This is a genomic window from Sporosarcina sp. ZBG7A (genome assembly GCF_000813425.1).
In the GTDB taxonomy this organism is placed as follows: Bacteria; Bacillota; Bacilli; order Bacillales_A; family Planococcaceae; genus Sporosarcina.
The window spans coordinates 115,144-132,412 of the sequence record NZ_JWIB01000015.1 but is presented as its reverse complement, the minus strand read 5'-3'; the positions used below and the strand labels follow the sequence as shown (position 1 = coordinate 132,412).

Below are 17,269 nucleotides of genomic sequence, written 5' to 3'. Positions count from 1 at the left end.
TTAAGGAGGCTGTTGGTCAGCCCCCGATATAACTCATGTTAATCTTTTTGTTCTTACGATTTTTCACCGTTTGTTCCGTACGTTCATCCGAATAACGATCTGCACGGTTTTCCCATACGCCCGTTACAGCTGCAGCAAGTTCTTCGTCTGTAGCACCCTCACGAATAAGCGCGCGGACATCGAATCCTTCTGACGCAAACAAACACGTAAATAACTTACCTTCAGACGAAAGACGAGCACGTGTGCACGTTGAACAGAACGACTCGGATACCGATGTGATGAAACCAACCTCGGCTCCATTGTCTTTATAGCGCCATCGCTTCGCCACTTCTCCATAATACTCTTCCTCAACCGGCTCAAGATCATGGACAGCTTGCAAACGTTCCAAAATCTCCTTCTTCGTCACGACCTTCTCAAAACTCCAACCATTGTCATTTCCAACATCCATAAATTCAATGAATCGTAACGTGATACCGCGCTCTTTGAAGTATTGAGCCATGGGCAAGATTTCTTGCTCATTGGTCCCCTTTTTCACGACCATGTTCATTTTTATAGTAAACCCTAAAGCGTGAGCCTTATCGATATTTTTAAGTATGACTTCAGGCTTTACGCCCCGGCCATTCATCTCCCCGAATAACTCCGGATCCAGTGCATCCAGACTAATATTCAACCGGCGTAAGCCAGCGTCATATAAAGGCTTTGCATATTGACCGAGTAAAACGGCGTTTGTCGTGAGGCCAATATCTTCAATTCCTTCAATTTGCATCAGTTTCCCTACAAGTTCAGGAAGTCCTCGTCTCATGAGTGGTTCTCCACCCGTTAACCGTAACTTCTTCACGCCCATCTTCGCAAAAAGTTGCGCGAGCCTTTCAATTTCTTCAAATGACAGTAACTCACTTTTTGGGAGGAACACATAATCGTCCCCAAAGATCTCTTTCGGCATGCAATAGGAGCATCTAAAGTTGCAGCGGTCTGTCACGGATATTCTCAAGTCACGAATCGGACGACCAAACTTATCTGTTATTGGCTCCATGTTGTCATCTCCCCTCAAGTTGTCCAGGCCTGTTTACATTATCAAAAAGCGATGGCTTCTTTTCCAATAACACCTGTCCATCCACCCAATGATGAATGAGTGGTCGGACACTTCGGTTCTCCATCTCGAGCGAAGAGCGGATCATCGGTTCCGCCTCCTTGCTCCAAATGGAGAGCAGCGGATGTAACTTGCCGATTTCTTCAATCGCAACGGACATATTGCCCGCCCTATGGTTCATTAATTTCCGAATAATCGAGTCATCTGCAAACGGAACATCACACGGCAGCACCGCATACCAATCACTTTGAATGGTATTCATTCCCGTTAAAACCCCTGCGAGAGGACCTTGTCCCGCAAACTCCTGCAAATCCGTGACGACATGCAATGTACTAGGAAACCGGTCAACGTCTTCTGGTCTAGCAACGACTATAATTTCCGTACAATGGGGCGTTAACGCTGCAATCGTATACTCGTAAAAGCACTTTCCATTATAAGTTGCGAATGCCTTTGTTGAACCAAACCGTCTCGACTGACCCCCTGCTAATACGATACCAATCATGACATCAACCTCCACTGACTGGTGGAATGAAAGCACATTCATCTCCTGAATGAATGACGTCTTCAGGAAGTGCATATTCTTCATTCACCGCCACTTGAATATCGTCTTTTCCAAACCCGGGATAGGTTTCTTCAGCCCAGTCCAACAGTTCTTGCACCGTCATCTGCTCACGGTCCAGCGTTTCTTGACCTTTTCCAGCAAGCTCTCTAAGTCTGGCAAAATATTGAATGCTAATCATACAGAATCCACTCCTTTGTCAGGATATTTCTTTTGGGCGCCTAGCCATTCTTCGCCGTCTTCCCAAATCTCTTTTTTCCAGATTGGAACAACTTCTTTAATGCGCTCAATTGCATATTCATTTGCTTCGTAAGCTGCTTTTCGATGCGGAGATGAAACGGCGATCACGACTGCAATATCCGATATGTGCAATTCCCCGATGCGATGCGCAATCGCAACTTTGACCCCTGGCCATTTTGCTTCCATTTCCGCACCGATTTCAGCAAGTTTTTTTTCTGCCATTGGTACATAAGCTTCGTAAGCTAAATAGACCGTCCGTACGCCGTGGGTCCATTCCCGAACGTGCCCTGTGAACAACGTGACCGCGCCTGCACCCGCATGCAGGACGTAATTGGAGTATACTTGCGCATCAATCGGTGCTTCCACTACTTCAAATGGTTTCATAATGATCCTCCTTATTCAGCCAATCCGTGAACCAGTTATCGAGTTGCATCGAATCACCGCGATCTTTGATAATCGAGTATTCACTGTGCGCAACCTCTCCAATAACAAGCTGAACTCCTTCAAGTTCTTGCAATGTATCCCAGTCTTCGCAGCTGCGAACGAGAACAACCTTCGCGCCGCGCTCATCCTTATAGCCTTCAATCAGCAACACGTCTGGTGAATCGTATGTAACTAGCGCTTTTAATGCTCCAAAGGAGGGCTCATTGTTCAATAAAAGCTGAGCACTGCCACCACCTGCCACTAGTGTCGCATCCGCGCCTTTATCGAAAAAGCGGCTGGTATCCGTGTTTGCTGAAGGCAGCTCAATCTGTCCCCCGTGGCCATGATGCTTCAACGCAGCGACCGTGAGCCCTTTCGCTTTCACAACACTGATCCAACGTTCTAGTAGAGTCGTCTTTCCACTGTTTTTATAGCCAACAATATGGAGGGTCTTCATAGCACCCAATCCTCCACACCTTGTTCAGCGCCAATTAGCAATAAGTCCACTTCATCGCCTGTAGAATACCCTCGCGTACCGCTTGGTAATACAATTAGACAGTTTCCTCTCGCAATCGATGACACTGCATTGGATTTATTGAATCCTGCAGGAGCTGCCGTTACACCCTTCTCAGTCATTTGCCAAACCGCGCGGACAAATCGAGTGAACGGATTCGGTTTTGTAAAATCTTCTGCTAATTTGACTTTTAAATAGGGCAGGTATGGTGCCGTGCATCCCATCATTGAAAGTAAGGCAGGACGTGCAAACAATTCAAACCCTGTAAAACAAGCAGATGGATTACCCGAAAGTCCGAACAAGAACTTGTCTCCTAGGACTGCAACCGTCGTCACACTTCCCGGGCGCATGGCAACTTTGTTGAACAACACTTTTGCGCCTAACCGTTCATAGATTGCAGGTAAATGATCGAAATCTCCGACTGAAACACCACCTGTTGTAATTAGTGCATCCGTTTCTTGCAACGCACGCTCAATCACTTCTGTGCATGCATCCAAGTCGTCTGAAGAAGTGCCATATGATCTAAATGGTACGCCTAGTCGCTGTAATTGCCCTTTCACCATAGGGCCATTAGAGTTTCTGATTTTACCTGGCACTAAATCATCCGATACGTCCAACAACTCTGTTCCTGTCGACAAAATCCCGATGACTGGCTGCCGATAAACCGCTACATCTGCATATCCAAAAGTCGCAAGCAATGCAATCGTACCTGCATGAATGAGAGTTCCTGCTGCAATAAGCAACTCTCCTTCCGCAGCGTCTTCTCCTTTGTAAGAGATGTTTTCCCCAGATTCAAATGATTTCCTCACTGTAAAGCCTTCTGCCGTTTCAACCGTCTGTTCAAACATTACAACAGCGTCTGCGCCCTCAGGTATTTGAGCACCTGTCATAATTCTGTATGCTTCGTGAGATCCCACAGGTTGTTCTCCTACGTAACCCGCGCCAATCTCACCAATAACCGTAAATGGCACACGATGTTCACCTGATGCCCCTTCACTGTCTTTCGCTCGGATAGCAAAACCATCATAAGGTGATCGATCAAACGGAGGTACGCTATGGCGGGCAACAATCGGTTCAGCTAAAATACGGCTCATAGACTGTTCCAATGAAATCGATTCGGTTCCTAATCGTTGAACGTGACTCATTACTTGCGCTACTGCTTCAGCTACTGGGATCGGCTTTCTCATCTCCACCAAAAGCACCTGCTTTCTTCTGTTATACTGAGTGTATCAGAGTTGAAAGGAATGATTCGAATGTCTGAACTCACTCATTTTAATGACCAAGGACGTGCACGGATGGTCGATGTATCCGACAAATCTATTACATCACGCACTGCTGTTGCGAGCACATCCATCCTTGTCAATGACACGATTTACAATCAAATTAAAGACGGTAAAAATAAAAAAGGCGATGTCTTCGCAGTGGCACAAGTCGCTGGGATTATGGCAGCTAAAAATACGGCAACCATCATTCCAATGTGTCATCCACTTCCTCTAACCGGTGTCGATATTCGATTTGAATGGAATATCGATGAATCTATGCAACACTATGAAGTACTCATTCGCGCAGAAGTGAAAACAACAGGACTCACCGGCGTTGAAATGGAAGCACTCACAGCCGCATCAGCGACTGCCTTAACGGTGTATGACATGTGTAAAGCAGCTGGTAAAGAGATGGTCATCGGCCCCACGATGCTTCAATCTAAAACTGGTGGGAAAAACGGGGATTATATTAGGACGGATGCGTAACTCGCTTCCGTCTTTTTGTATCCCTTATAAATGCTTCGTCAACTCATAGTGAATGTGCAGCAGCTCCGGCATAACAAGGCGATCCATCGCAAGCGCAACTGCTTTTACGGATCCTGGTAACGCAAACAGGACTTTTTCTCCGACAGCTCCAGCAGCTGCACGGCTTAGCAGCGCTTTCGAGCCAACATCCTCTGCGTAACTAATGTAGCGGAACAACTCTCCGAAACCGGTTAATTCCTTCGTGAAAAATGGACGGATCGTTTCAATTGTCACATCCCGATAACTGATGCCGGTTCCGCCAGTGATGATAATCGCATTCGCATCCTTCTTGCCAATCCACGATTCCACCGCTTTCAAGATCGCGTTTTTATCATCCGGACAAATGACTCGGGCAATGACTTCATGCCCTGCTTCTTCAACCTTTTCTCTGATTAATCTTCCGCTATTGTCATCTTCCTCCGTACGTGTATCGCTCACTGTTAATACACACACATTCAATTTCCTTTTCATCTCTGAGTTTTCTTTGTACACATCGATTCTCCCCTTATCCGAACAGTTGATGATAGATTTTGCGCCCTTTCCGCATATCCTTCAACCCATGAATGAGCAGTCTTCCATTTGAGAACCCCACACAACGATATCCCTCTGCGTAAAACTCAACAAAAAATGGTGTATGCTTTTCCACTGTCCCGAGACGTTCCGCAACGCGATAGACATCTTCTCCAGTCAACTTACGCTCAGCTGCCGGGATGATTTGAACCGTTTCCCGACCGCACAATACGACGTAGTTCGTGCCTGACTCGGAATTCAAGGACGGGTATGTAGGAGTACTTCCACATGTTTCACACGCTTCCTTCTTCAATCGTGTGATGCCCGCTTCCACTTGCGTATTATGCCAAATATCTGTGTGTAACAATTTTGTGCGCATCGCTTCTTCGTTCCCTGTTAACCATTTTAGCGCTTCTGTACTTTGGTGCGCAGCTGTAAGTTGAACAGCTGGTGCAATAATTCCCGCAGTATCACAGGTTTCATTGACAGAAGGAAGTACTGGCAACAAGCATCTGAAGCAAGGCGTTTTACCCGGGATGAATGGAAATACGCTACTGGAGCTTCCGACACACGCTCCATACACCCATGGAATCTTATATTTCCACGCGAAGTCATTCAGTAATAATCTAGCCTCAAAGTTATCGGTCGCATCCAATAAGATATCCGCATCCTGCGCATATCGCTCCAAAAGTTGTCCATCAACATGGTCAAGCAAAGGAACGAGTGTTACATCACTGCGAATCGCACGTAGTCTTGCTTCTGCTGCAATCACTTTCGGCACGCCTTGAACAGCATCCTGCTCTGTGAACAGTTGTTGTCTTTGCAGATTCGAAGGCTCTACGTAATCCCGATCCGCTATCGTCAGTTTCTGAATACCCGCACGCACAAGTGTCTCTGCAATTGCTGATCCAAGTGCCCCACATCCGAGGACAAACGCATGGGAGTTTTCCAATTTCCGTTGTCCTGTCTCTCCAATTGGATTGAACAAAACTTGTCTTGAGTATCGTTGTTCCAAAATACGCACCTTCATTTCGCGTAAAGTAAGCAGAGGACCGCCAGTCGATTAGACCGGCCGTCCCCGTTTTAAGCTCTGGTTATATCGCTGAATGTCCCAACGTAACGGGTTACGTCACCATCATTATTTTTAATGGCATTGATGGTCAACAGCTCTAAGTACTCAGAACCATCTCTCCGTTTGTTCCATATCTCTCCTTGCCAAGATCCTTCGTTCCCAATGACGCTCCACATAGATGTGTAGAATTCCTTGGATTGCTTGCCTGAACTGAGGACATTCGGGTTTTTCCCAATGACTTCATCTGAAGGATATCCTGTCAATCTAGTAAAGGCAGGATTGACCGACAAAATCTTTCCAGATGCATCGGTGACAAGAATCCCTGAACCTGTCGAGTCAAATACTTCTTTTGCAGTAGACAGACGGTCCATGTAATAGAGCCAGATGACAAGGACTAGACTTACGAGTGCAAATTGGGCAAACGCCATGAACCCAATTGAGTACGACCCTGTCATTGAATGCACCGCAGATAAGAGTAATGGTGGGAAGAATCCACCGAGACCACCCATCATCGATACAATACCATTTGCTGTTCCTGCTTGTTTACTGAAGTAAAACGGAACTAGTTTGAAAATAACACCATTTCCGATACCAGCAGTTAGGGCAATGAGCATGATTCCGACTGTGTATAGAAGAATCGATGGGGAGAATGCGAGTAGAACCGCAGCGAATGTCAGTCCTGCGAAAACACCCATCAATAGGAACAACGGTTGGAAGCGATCCGCAAGCCATCCGCCCACTGGACGAAATAGTGTTGCTACGATGATAAATCCTGCTGTCCGCATTCCTGCATCCACTTTTTCCAACTCAAAGTAATCGACTAGGAAGTTCGGCAAGAAGATTGTGAACGCGACAAACGCTCCAAAAGTGATGAAATAGAATAACGAGAAGAACCACAGTTTTTCATTTTTATAGACACCTTTGATTTGTCCGATCATCGATGTCTTTACTTTGGGTTCTTTGCGATCACCGAGTACGAAGTTCAATGCCGCGAACGCAAGCAGTAGAATCAGATAAAATTTAACAGTCGCACTCCATCCGAACTGAACCGCCAAGACAGGAGCTGCAAACGTTGTGACGGCTGTACCTACGTTCCCCATTCCATAGATTCCGTTGATCAAACCATGTTTTTCTTTTGGATAGTACTTCGGCAGTGAAGTAACCCCAACAGAGAACACAGCACCCCCGATACCTAGGAACGTACCTCCAATGATCAAGTCCGTGAATGATGACGCAGCACTTATGTAGAACACTGGAAATAGTAACAAGATGAAACTCACTGCAAAGATAATCCTTGCTCCAAAAACGTTTGCGTAATAGCCAAGCGGAATTCGCAAGATCGAACCGAGAACGACTGGAACTGCAGTGACTATCGCAACACGTGATGCTGGAATCGCAACGTCTTCACGAATAAACGGAAGCAGTGACGAAATGAGCACCCACACCATGAAACCTACGACTAAGTTTGCCGTTTGTAACGGCAGTTGCACTTTTTTAATCATCCATATCAGTCCATTTCTATAGGGAATGAAAGGCTCTTGTAGATCAGGTATTTCCTGTTTACCTTACAAAATTGGTGTATATAACTTTTCGAATAACGCGTCTTGTTGTTCAATACGCAACATGGATTCTACCATCGGAAAAACAATCGATTCTTCCTTGATGAAATGCACAGTAATTGCTTCAAAAGCTTCTCCCGCGTCTTTTGCTACGGCTTCAAGATCTTTCAATGACAGGTCATCCAGACTACCTCGTGTATGGTGAAGGAAATGTCCGATGTAGGCATCCAGCTCTTCATGCTCTTCTTCAACTGCCTTGACTGGACCCTGATCGCCTCCTATATATTGCGCAAGCACAGGAAACAAAATATCTTCTTCCTTTTCTGTATGATTCTTAAACGGTTCGATAAACTCAATTAGCGCTTTCCGCAATGAGGCAATAGCTTCACGAGCCTCTTCAAGTGAGTAGATGTTTCGTTCGAATCCAAGAACAATCGGATGCCAATTATCCATTAAATACTTCAAGTACTGATGCTCGTTTTCCAATACCTGCAACGCAGGCAAATCGAATTTGAATCGCTTAGATTCCATGACGAAGCCTCCGTTTCAACTAAACCAGTTTTAGAAATTCAAGAACTTCTTCTTAAGCGCATATTCAACTAGCTCTGGTTTACTCTTCAAGTCTAACTTCTCCATCAACTTCGCTTTATGTGCTTCCACTGTTTTTACAGATATATATAGCTTTTCAGCAATTTCTTTGTTGCCATATCCTTTTGCAACGAGTGGCAACACTTCAATTTCACGCTTTGAGAGAATTTTAAATGGATCTGTTTCCACTTGCTCTCCATCCTTTTTTACAAACTCTCGAACTAGCGAAGTCGCCATAGATGGTTGAATGTACGTACCGCCGTCATAAACTGTACGAATCGCTGTAAATAATTCTTCGTCCGGTGAGTTTTTCAATACATATCCGGATGCTCCGTTTTTCAACACATGAAACAAATATTCTTCGTCGTCATACATCGTTAAAATTACAATTTTTGTGTCTGGGAAATCTTCGTTGATTTTCCCAGTGGCGATCAAACCACTTTCTCCAGGGGGCATGCTCAAGTCCATCAAAAGTACGTCCGGTTTATGTTTAGCGACTAAGTCATATGCCTCTAAGCCATCTGCGGCTGTTGCTACGACTTCCATATCCCGTTGGAAATTCAATATGTGCATGAAGCCGCTTCTTACGACTGCGTGATCATCCGCGATGATTATTTTCAATGTCCGTTTCCTCCTTCTTTAGAGGCACGGTGAGTATTATTGTCGTTCCATTTCCAATGCCTGTTTGAACCGTTAAAGTAGCATCCACCAACTCCGCACGTTCCTTCATCCCAAATAGTCCAAGCCCTGTCCCTTTGTACGTCGGCGAATTCGAGTCAAATCCCACTCCTGAATCGCAAATAGTAAGTGTCAACTCATCTGAAGACAATAAAAGATCGACATCGACTTCATCAACATCTGCGTACTTCAATGCATTGAATACAGCCTCTTGACAAACTCGGTAGACAACGGTTTCAATCTCACCTTCGAATCGTTGAGAGTGCATATTGCTTTTGAAATGGACGAGAAGTCCATAATTTTTTTCAGTCCATTTGAAGTGTGTGCGGAATGCTGCTTCTAACCCTAAGTCATCCAACGTTGCCGGTCTTAGCTGAACCGATAGATGGCGGATATCATCGAGTAGACGCATAAGTGATCCTTCTGTTTGTCTAACCTTTTTCAATACATCATCTTCCACATTCATGTACTTCAACACGCGAAGGTCAACTAAAGAGCTCAGCATCTCTTGAGCCACACTGTCATGTAACTCACGGGAGATTCTCTTGCGCTCGTCTTCTTGTGCTTTAATGACTCGTTTGACGAGGGTCTTTTGATGCACGGTTTCAGACGTTTTGAATTGCTCCGTCAAATCCCGAAGCATGAACACGCGAATTCCTTGTTCCTCATCGATCATTTGAATACTTCCTGTATACGGAACAATACCTCGACCAACTGTTTCCAGAAACACTTGAAATGAAGGGATATTCCGATTCGGATCTGACATATAACAAGAAATACATGTCTGTTCTTCTTCAGCACTTGTGAATCCTTTGCACGCCATACAGATTGCATCTGCACTTCCAGATTTCATGAGTTGAGCGACCTGAGGATCGAGAATTTTTTCAGCAGCTTTGTTCATCGAAAGAACGCTACCCTCAAGGCTGAAGAAGAATATAGCTTCTGTGGAGTTTTCATATAGCTGCTCTAACAGATTACTCATGCCACTTTGACTAATTCCATTCAAATCCCGGTCAACTCCTCACTGTAATAAGGTCCGAATGTCGGTGCAACTAGAGATTGCAGCAATTCATACTTCTCAACAGACATACTATTCTTCTTGCGACACCCCGCTAGCAAGATCCCTTTCACACGGTTGTATTTAAACAAAGGAATTGCTGCGAAACTTTCAAGCTCTTCTGCTATAAGAATTGGATAGTTATATAAATCTTCTTTTTTATAATATTTCTGAGCATCCGGTACGTACATCGGTTTACCTGTCTTGAATACAATCCCTGCAACGCCTTTTCCAGAATGGAGAACAATGCGTCGAAAACGTTGACTCAAATTCCCAGATGCGTACTCCCAACGAATTTGAAAGTGCCGCTCCTCGGGTTGCACAAGTGCCAATGCGACGAAATCACACGCCATTGCAAGACGAATCTCTTCAACTTGCTGCTGGTAATTAAATGCTGACTGGCTTTCCATGAGACATCCCCCCTCTAACTTGAGAAAGGGCTCACTACGCCTCTCTCTTCATCAGTTTCTCTTATCCTTCCTGTAAAGAATATAACTTCTACCTACATAATTCAACGGCACACTCCATACGTGAACGAGTCGTGTGAAGGGCCACATTGCAAAAATAAGAAAACCTGTGAGGATATGCAACTTGAATGCAATAGGAACGGATGCCATGAACTCAGCTTGAGGCTGTAGAATGAGCAAGGATCGGAACCAGATTGAGATCGTCGCACGGTAGTCAAATCCCGGTGTCGTAGTGTTCGTAATCAGTGAACTGTATACACCGATAAATACAATAAACAGCAAGAACGAATTCACAATCAAATCCGAAGCGGATGACAAATGACGCACATTACTATTCGTAAACCGTCTACTTGTCAGGATAATCATTCCAACGAGCGTCACGACTCCGAAAAATCCGCCGCCCCATACTGCACCGATGTGATACATATGGTCACTGACTCCCATTGCACGCGTCCACTCCATTGGAATTCCTAGCCCCGCAACGTGACCCAGAATAACAGGGAATATCCCGATATGGAATAGCAAACTCCCAATCATCAATTGCCTTTTTTCGATGAATTCACTGGACTTCGCCGTCCAGCCAAACTGATCGTGTCTATAGCGAAAAATATGTCCGACTATGAATACTGCAATACAGAGGTAGGGGAAAATCACCCATAGAAATTGACTAGTCATTGGCTGGAACCTCCCGGCGGATACATGCTTTGAATTCTTCTCTCATCCCTTTCACAAGCGAATGATACGGGCTTTCGTATTTTTCTAATGCTTTCATCAAATGATAAGAACCATCTTCAAGGACAGCTAACAACATGGAGAAACTTTGTTGCGCACGTGGATCTCCTTTCCATTCAGCGGCGTAGATGAATTCACACATGAGCGGCAACGAATCCGAAAGTTCACTATCCGGCATGACAAGACCGAACATTTCATACAACACTTTGAGACGAGCCAGTGTTTGACCACGCTCTCTGGAATCACCATATTTCACATAGGTCATGAATAACGTGGCATCTTTTTGAAAATCCAGCGTGTACGTGTACATTTCCTGGATTTCATCGAGACTGTACGTTTGCATCTTATCCCAATACTCTTTGACCTCTTTATAGGAAGGATCGGAAGGGTTCAGCGACCCTTCCAACACACTCGGATGAAACGTCATTTTGTCGGGATATGAAAATTGCTTCGCAAAGAATCCGAAGATCTGTTTCTTTTCGTAGAGAAGGTCTAAGTCAATCACGCCAGATCCCCCCATAGAAGTTCTCTTCGTAAATTTCCTTACCTGTCTTTACAGGAGCACTTGGTGATGCAGGTCCACATCCATCACAACTACCATTGGATCCCATTACTGAATAGCTATAGTTATCGGATTGTGCAGCTTCACCGTACGTCCCCATATCCGTGTAACCAGCTGAACCTTGTGATCGATAGACGTTCATCTGTCCTTCTTTGTGGGAAGTCGGAATAACAAATCGATCTTCGTATTTCGCAATCGCAAGGAGGCGGTACATCTTCTTTGTTGAAGATGCCGTCAATCCGACGCGTTCCAGTTTGGACTCATCAAAGTCTTTACCGGAGGATTGCGCACGCATGAATGACCGCATCATCGCCATTCGCTGCAAGGACCCTTTCACTGTTTCCGTGTCTCCAGCTGTCAGCATATTCGCTAAGTACTGAATCGGAATCCGCATCTCTTCAATTGCCGGGAAGATCATATCCGGATTCTGGATGGAATCTTTCCCCTCAAAGTAGTTCATGATTGGGCTTAGTGGTGGCACGTACCAAACCATTGGCAATGTACGATATTCAGGGTGTAACGGGAATGCAAGCTTGTATTCGATCGCAAGCTTATACACGGGTGAATTTTGTGCTGCTGTAATCCAGTCTTCTGAAATCCCATCTTTTCGTGCTTGCTCCATGACTTCAGGATCATTCGGATCAAGGAACAAATCACATTGTGCTTTGTACAAGTCTTTCGGATCTGGTGTAGCTGCAGCTTCGAGTACACGGTCTGCATCATACAGCAAGACACCTAGATAACGGATTCTTCCTGTACATGTCTCAGAGCATACAGTTGGTAGTCCTGATTCAATTCTAGGGAAACAGAATGTACATTTCTCGGCTTTGTTCGTTTTCCAGTTGAAGTACACTTTCTTATACGGACAGCCCGTCATACAATAGCGCCACCCTCGGCACGCTTCTTGGTCAACGAGTACGATTCCGTCTTCATCCCGTTTGTACATCGCGCCTGAAGGACAAGATGCGACACAACTTGGATTCAAGCAGTGCTCACACAATCTAGGCAAGTACATCATGAACGCTTGCTCAAAGTTGAACTTAATCTCTTCTTCGATCTTTACGATATTCGGGTCAGTCGGACCAGTGATGTGACCGCCTGCCAATTGGTCTTCCCAGTTAGGGCCCCACTCCAGATCCATGTAATCACCTGTGACTACTGACTTAGCACGTGCAACCGGAGTGTGTTTACTCTCCGGTGCAGTTGTTAATTTTTCATAGTCGTATGTCCAGGGCTCGTAGTAGTCTTTCATCTCTGGCATATCCGGGTTGTAGAAAATTTTCCCGAGGGCGATCTTGGAGAGTTTGGAGCCCGACTTGAGCTCCAACTTTCCGTTTCGTAAGTTCCATCCACCTTTGTAGATTTCCTGATCTTCCCAGCGTTTCGGATAGCCAATCCCAGGTTTCGTTTCCACGTTGTTGAACCACATGTATTCAGCACCTTCGCGGTTCGTCCATGTCGTTTTGCATGTCACACTGCACGTATGGCAGCCGATGCATTTGTCCAAGTTCATCACCATTGCGATTTGCGCTTTAATCTTCAAGCCAGTTGACCTCCTTCATTTTACGGACGGCTACGTATTCGTCACGTTGGTTTCCAATCGGTCCATAATAGTTAAATCCATAACTGAGTTGTGCGTAACCGCCTACCATTTGGGTCGGCTTCATATGGATACGAGTTGGTGCATTATGACTGCCTCCGCGTTCTTCCGTAATCTCTGAACCAGGAACTTGAATGTGTTTGTCTTGTGCGTGATACATGAACATTGTGCCTTTAGGAATCCGGTGGCTGACTACAGCACGTGCTGTTACGACACCATTCCGGTTGTACACTTCAAGCCAAGCATTATCGTCGATGTCGTGAGCTATTGCATCCACATCAGAGATCCATACAGTTGGTCCTCCACGGAACAACGTCAACATGTGCTGATTGTCTTGGTACGTCGAGTGGATGTTCCACTTGCCATGTGGCGTCAAGTAACGCAACACCAGTGAATCCTCTGTCCCTGCGACCGGTCGATCATGCGGTCCAAGTACGAGCGGTGGTAACGTCGGTTTATATACCGGTAATGCTTCACCAAAGTCCAAGAACAATTCGTGATCCAAGTAGAAATGCTGACGTCCAGTGAGTGTGCGGAACGGTACCATCCGTTCAATATTCGTTGTGAATGGTGAGTATCTCCGTCCAAGTTTGTTGGATCCACTAAACACTGGTGTCGGAATGACCTCACGTGGCTGTGCTGTGATGCTCGCGAATGTGAATCGCTCTGCTGCACGGTCTGCTGAAATATCCTTCAGCTCGACGCCTGTGTCGTGTTCCGCTGATACAAACGCTTTTTGAGAAACACGACCATTTGTTGCGGATGAAAGAGTTAACATTGCTTCAGCCGCATGCTTCGCTGTGTGCAGTTTCGGCAAGCCGTCCTTAATGGTGTCGTCTTCGTAGACACCGTTGATGCCTTTCATCATCTCGTATTCTTCAGCGACTGAGAAGCTGACACCATGTGCTCCGACTTTCCCTGTCGATAGAAGTGGACCGAGTGTGACGTACTTGTCATAGACTTTTGTATAGTCACGCTCCACGATTGTCATGCCCGGCATCGTCTTCCCTGGTATTGCTTCAACTTCACCCTTCTTCCAATCTTTCACGTCCCCGTGTGGCTGGGCAATCTCCTGAACTGAGTCATGAGCAAGTGGAGAAGTGACGAGATCTTTGTAAACACCAGGCAAATGGGTTTTCGCCATTTCTGAGAACGTTTCTGCAATGGATCGATAAATATCCCAGTCTGAACGAGATTCCCAAAGTGGATCCACTGCCGGGTTGAACGGGTGAACGAATGGATGCATATCCGTTGAAGACAAATCTACTTTTTCATACCAAGTTGCTGCAGGAAGAACGATATCCGCATATAGTGGCGTTGTTGTCATACGGAAATCGAGTGCAACGAGCAAGTCAAGTTTCCCTTCAACTTCTTCGCGCCAGACGATTTCTTCAGGCTTCATGCGTTCGTTCGGCTTCGCAAGCAACCCATCAGAAGCTCCGAATAAATGCTTCATGAAGTATTCTTGACCTTTCGCTGAACTAGACACTAGATTTGAGCGCCACACGAATAGGCTTCTCGGGAAGTTTTCAGGTGCATCCGGATCTTCCACTGCAAAGTTCATTTTTCCGGAAGTCAGTTGTTCCTTCACATACTCTACAATTTCAGGTGTCGTTGTTTTTCCTTCTTTCGCTGCTTCTTCCGTCAGTTGTAGACTGTTTCTATTGAACTGTGGATAGGAAGGAAGCCATCCAAGGCGCGCCGCAAGTACGTTATAGTCTGCCGGATGTTCATATCTAGCGTCCCCACCAAGCGGTGACATAAGGGATTGAGTGCCAGCTTCTTCATACTTCCATTGGTCTGTCGAGAAGTAGAAGAAGGATGTCGCGTTCTGAAGACGCGGCGGTGCTTGCCAGTCACGCGCAAAGGCAATCGTGCTCCAGCCTTCGATCGGACGACATTTCTCTTGTCCGACGTAGTGCGCCCAGCCTCCGCCATTCACGCCTTGTGAAGCAGTTAACGTCACCAAATTCAAGATTGCTCGGTAAATTGTGTCACTGTTAAACCAGTGGTTAATCCCTGCCCCCATGATGATCATCGAGCGTCCGCCTGTATCCAGTGCATTCTGTGCAAATTCCCTAGCAATCTGGACGACAAGTTCCGGTTTCACACTCGTAATCTTCTCTTGCCAAGCCGGCGTATAGATAGACGATTTGTCGAAGTAATCCTTTGCTTCTAATTCGCTGCCGATTCGATTCACACCATATTGACTGAGCATGATGTCGTAAACAGTTGCGACGCGTCTTGTTGTGCCATCTGCCATCGTAAGTACCTTCGTTGGAATCGGACGTGTGAAGACACCGTTCGATAAATTATCGAAGAATGGGAAATGAATTTCTTTCCACTCTGCATCTGCATCTGCAATGGACAATGCAGGTTCTACGCGAGTACCATCTTCTTTGTCGAGGAGCAAGTTCCATTTGACGTCATCTTCCCAACGCTGTCCCATTGTCCCGTTCGGAACGATAATTTCATTGACACTTTCATCCAATATGACCGGTTTCCACTCTGAGTGCTGCGATTCTTGACCGATATCACTTGCGCGCAGGAATCGACCTGCTTTATATGCCCCTTCGTGTTCATCCAAAAAGACGAGGAATGGCATGTCTGTATATTGTTTAGCATAATTCAAAAACATCGGCTCTTTGCGCTGTTCATAAAACTCTTCAAGAATGACATGTGTCATCGCTTGAGCAACAGCTGCATCCGTTCCGGGATTCGCTGCAATCCAGTCATCCGCATGTGTAACGCTTTCCGCATAATCTGGTGCAACCGAGACGACCTTTGTTCCTTTGTAACGAACTTCAGTCATGAAGTGAGCATCCGGTGTACGTGTTAACGGAACGTTCGATCCCCACATGATAATGTATCCTGCGTTGAACCAGTCACTCGACTCTGGTACATCTGTCTGTTCACCCCAAATTTGCGGTGAAGAAGGCGGAAGATCCGCATACCAATCGTAGAAACTGAGCATTTCCCCACCAATAAGGGAGATAAAGCGGGCACCAGATGCATAACTGACCATCGACATCGCCGGAATTGGTGTAAAGCCTGCAATTCGGTCAGGGCCGTACTTTTGAATCGTATAAATGAGTTGTGCGGAGATGAGCATTGTTGCATCACGCCAATGAATACGGACGTGACCTCCTTTTCCGCGAGCTTGTTTATAGTCTGTCGATTTCTCTGGATCTTCTACAATGCTAGCCCATGCTTTGACAGGGTCTTTATGTTCTGTCAGCGCCTGTCCCCACATGCGCCACAACTTCCCTCTGATGTACGGATATTTAATACGAAGTGGGCTATATTCATACCAAGAGAATGATGCTCCACGTGGACATCCGCGCGGTTCAAACTCCGGCATATCCGGGCCACAGGAAGGGTAGTCGATTTGTTGGTTCTCCCAAGTAATGATTCCGTTCTTGACGAACACTTTCCAACTGCATGAACCTGTACAGTTCACTCCATGTGTTGTCCGGACTACTTTGTCATGCGACCAGCGTTGACGGTACATGTTTTCCCAATCACGGTTCTTTTCTTCTAGCGCAGACCAATTGCCTGAGTACTTTTCAACCGGTTTGAAGTAATTCAAATTGAATTTCGTTTTCTTCATTGAATTTCATGCTCCCTTCCTAATGACCAACAAGATGTGCAATGACGATACATTCTAGAATTTTCCTATATTTCTATCCTATAATGTATTCTGACTATTTTCCATTAGGGATTTCCCTATTACTAAATTCAGTTCTTTTTTCTCATCTAGAATATTGATATAAAGTATCAGTTTAGCATCTTCCCTTTTCGGGAATGACGTAGCGGCGCTAATTAGGAGTG

18 protein-coding genes are annotated in these 17,269 nt (G+C 45.6%); 1 reads left to right on the top strand and 17 read right to left on the bottom strand.

Annotation, left to right across the window (positions count from 1 at the left end; genetic code table 11):
* Positions 1 to 16: 16 nt before the first annotated feature.
* The 6 genes from moaA to glp are packed head-to-tail and all read right to left on the bottom strand — an operon-like array spanning position 17 to position 4,022.
* Entirely contained in the window at positions 17 to 1,033 is a 1,017-nt protein-coding gene (gene moaA / locus RL70_RS07035) for a GTP 3',8-cyclase MoaA (RefSeq protein WP_039042696.1), read from the bottom strand.
* A 4-nt stretch (positions 1,034 to 1,037) separates the two neighbouring features.
* Positions 1,038 to 1,592 (bottom strand): molybdenum cofactor guanylyltransferase, encoded by a 555-nt coding sequence (locus RL70_RS17250; RefSeq protein WP_052245827.1) that lies wholly within the window; start codon positions 1,590 to 1,592, stop codon positions 1,038 to 1,040.
* Positions 1,593 to 1,596: 4 nt separating this feature from the next.
* The gene (moaD, locus tag RL70_RS07025) at positions 1,597 to 1,830 is read right to left on the bottom strand and encodes a molybdopterin converting factor subunit 1 (protein ID WP_039042695.1); all 234 of its coding nucleotides are present in this window, start codon (positions 1,828 to 1,830) and stop codon (positions 1,597 to 1,599) included.
* Entirely contained in the window at positions 1,827 to 2,273 is a 447-nt protein-coding gene (locus RL70_RS07020) for a molybdenum cofactor biosynthesis protein MoaE (protein ID WP_039042694.1), read from the bottom strand. Before RL70_RS07020 ends, moaD begins: the two co-directional genes overlap by 4 nt.
* The gene (gene mobB / locus RL70_RS07015; protein ID WP_039042693.1) at positions 2,260 to 2,769 is read right to left on the bottom strand and encodes a molybdopterin-guanine dinucleotide biosynthesis protein B; all 510 of its coding nucleotides are present in this window, start codon (positions 2,767 to 2,769) and stop codon (positions 2,260 to 2,262) included. The genes RL70_RS07020 and mobB overlap by 14 nt, the downstream gene beginning before the upstream one ends.
* Positions 2,766 to 4,022 carry a gephyrin-like molybdotransferase Glp gene (glp, locus tag RL70_RS07010; protein WP_039042754.1) on the bottom strand — a complete coding sequence of 419 codons (1,257 nt, stop codon included), beginning with the start codon at positions 4,020 to 4,022 and terminating at the stop codon, positions 2,766 to 2,768. The genes mobB and glp overlap by 4 nt, the downstream gene beginning before the upstream one ends.
* 57 nt (positions 4,023 to 4,079) lie before the next feature.
* On the opposite strand from glp, the gene moaC reads away from it, so the two are divergent.
* A complete protein-coding gene (gene moaC / locus RL70_RS07005) occupies positions 4,080 to 4,574 on the top strand; it encodes a cyclic pyranopterin monophosphate synthase MoaC (RefSeq protein ID WP_039042692.1) in 495 nt (164 codons plus the stop codon).
* Positions 4,575 to 4,598: 24 nt separating this feature from the next.
* Here the strand turns inward: moaC and RL70_RS07000 are convergent, their stop codons facing one another.
* From RL70_RS07000 to RL70_RS06950, 11 genes are all read right to left on the bottom strand, one after another.
* Positions 4,599 to 5,084, bottom strand: a complete 486-nt coding sequence (locus RL70_RS07000; RefSeq protein ID WP_039042753.1) for a molybdenum cofactor biosynthesis protein B — start codon at positions 5,082 to 5,084, stop codon at positions 4,599 to 4,601.
* Between the two features lie 34 nt (positions 5,085 to 5,118).
* Positions 5,119 to 6,138 (bottom strand): ThiF family adenylyltransferase, encoded by a 1,020-nt coding sequence (locus tag RL70_RS06995; protein WP_039042691.1) that lies wholly within the window; start codon positions 6,136 to 6,138, stop codon positions 5,119 to 5,121.
* Positions 6,139 to 6,206: 68 nt separating this feature from the next.
* Positions 6,207 to 7,697 carry a nitrate/nitrite transporter gene (locus tag RL70_RS06990; protein WP_039042690.1) on the bottom strand — a complete coding sequence of 497 codons (1,491 nt, stop codon included), beginning with the start codon at positions 7,695 to 7,697 and terminating at the stop codon, positions 6,207 to 6,209.
* 63 nt (positions 7,698 to 7,760) lie between these two features.
* A complete protein-coding gene (locus RL70_RS06985) occupies positions 7,761 to 8,285 on the bottom strand; it encodes a hemerythrin domain-containing protein (RefSeq protein ID WP_039042689.1) in 525 nt (174 codons plus the stop codon).
* Positions 8,286 to 8,315: 30 nt separating this feature from the next.
* On the bottom strand, positions 8,316 to 8,963 hold the full coding sequence (locus RL70_RS06980; RefSeq protein ID WP_039042688.1) for a response regulator transcription factor: 648 nt from the start codon (positions 8,961 to 8,963) through the stop codon (positions 8,316 to 8,318).
* On the bottom strand, positions 8,941 to 10,026 hold the full coding sequence (locus tag RL70_RS06975; protein ID WP_369795208.1) for an ATP-binding protein: 1,086 nt from the start codon (positions 10,024 to 10,026) through the stop codon (positions 8,941 to 8,943). Before RL70_RS06975 ends, RL70_RS06980 begins: the two co-directional genes overlap by 23 nt.
* Positions 10,023 to 10,487 carry a GAF domain-containing protein gene (locus RL70_RS06970; protein ID WP_039042687.1) on the bottom strand — a complete coding sequence of 155 codons (465 nt, stop codon included), beginning with the start codon at positions 10,485 to 10,487 and terminating at the stop codon, positions 10,023 to 10,025. The genes RL70_RS06975 and RL70_RS06970 overlap by 4 nt, the downstream gene beginning before the upstream one ends.
* 51 nt (positions 10,488 to 10,538) lie before the next feature.
* Entirely contained in the window at positions 10,539 to 11,219 is a 681-nt protein-coding gene (gene narI / locus RL70_RS06965; RefSeq protein ID WP_039042686.1) for a respiratory nitrate reductase subunit gamma, read from the bottom strand.
* Positions 11,212 to 11,781 (bottom strand): nitrate reductase molybdenum cofactor assembly chaperone, encoded by a 570-nt coding sequence (gene narJ / locus RL70_RS06960; RefSeq protein ID WP_039042685.1) that lies wholly within the window; start codon positions 11,779 to 11,781, stop codon positions 11,212 to 11,214. Before narJ ends, narI begins: the two co-directional genes overlap by 8 nt.
* Complete coding sequence (gene narH, locus RL70_RS06955; RefSeq protein WP_039042684.1) at positions 11,774 to 13,381, bottom strand: nitrate reductase subunit beta; 1,608 nt, start codon at positions 13,379 to 13,381, stop codon at positions 11,774 to 11,776. Before narH ends, narJ begins: the two co-directional genes overlap by 8 nt.
* The gene (locus tag RL70_RS06950; RefSeq protein WP_039042683.1) at positions 13,371 to 17,048 is read right to left on the bottom strand and encodes a nitrate reductase subunit alpha; all 3,678 of its coding nucleotides are present in this window, start codon (positions 17,046 to 17,048) and stop codon (positions 13,371 to 13,373) included. The genes narH and RL70_RS06950 overlap by 11 nt, the downstream gene beginning before the upstream one ends.
* Positions 17,049 to 17,269 lie beyond the last annotated feature (221 nt).

What these genes read in the sequence shown, in the direction of transcription:
- mobB (WP_039042693.1), bottom strand. Translation starts at nt 2,769, where the DNA reads ATGAAGACCCTCCATATTGTTGGCTATAAAAACAGTGGAAAGACGACT.
- moaD (WP_039042695.1), bottom strand. Translation starts at nt 1,830, where the DNA reads ATGATTAGCATTCAATATTTTGCCAGACTTAGAGAGCTTGCTGGAAAA.
- RL70_RS06990 (WP_039042690.1), bottom strand. Translation starts at nt 7,697, where the DNA reads ATGATTAAAAAAGTGCAACTGCCGTTACAAACGGCAAACTTAGTCGTA.
- RL70_RS07020 (WP_039042694.1), bottom strand. Translation starts at nt 2,273, where the DNA reads ATGAAACCATTTGAAGTAGTGGAAGCACCGATTGATGCGCAAGTATAC.
- moaA (WP_039042696.1), bottom strand. Translation starts at nt 1,033, where the DNA reads ATGGAGCCAATAACAGATAAGTTTGGTCGTCCGATTCGTGACTTGAGA.
- narI (WP_039042686.1), bottom strand. Translation starts at nt 11,219, where the DNA reads ATGACTAGTCAATTTCTATGGGTGATTTTCCCCTACCTCTGTATTGCA.
- RL70_RS06985 (WP_039042689.1), bottom strand. Translation starts at nt 8,285, where the DNA reads ATGGAATCTAAGCGATTCAAATTCGATTTGCCTGCGTTGCAGGTATTG.
- RL70_RS07000 (WP_039042753.1), bottom strand. Translation starts at nt 5,084, where the DNA reads ATGAAAAGGAAATTGAATGTGTGTGTATTAACAGTGAGCGATACACGT.
- RL70_RS06950 (WP_039042683.1), bottom strand. Translation starts at nt 17,048, where the DNA reads ATGAAGAAAACGAAATTCAATTTGAATTACTTCAAACCGGTTGAAAAG.
- RL70_RS17250 (WP_052245827.1), bottom strand. Translation starts at nt 1,592, where the DNA reads ATGATTGGTATCGTATTAGCAGGGGGTCAGTCGAGACGGTTTGGTTCA.
- moaC (WP_039042692.1), top strand. Translation starts at nt 4,080, where the DNA reads ATGTCTGAACTCACTCATTTTAATGACCAAGGACGTGCACGGATGGTC.
- RL70_RS06970 (WP_039042687.1), bottom strand. Translation starts at nt 10,487, where the DNA reads ATGGAAAGCCAGTCAGCATTTAATTACCAGCAGCAAGTTGAAGAGATT.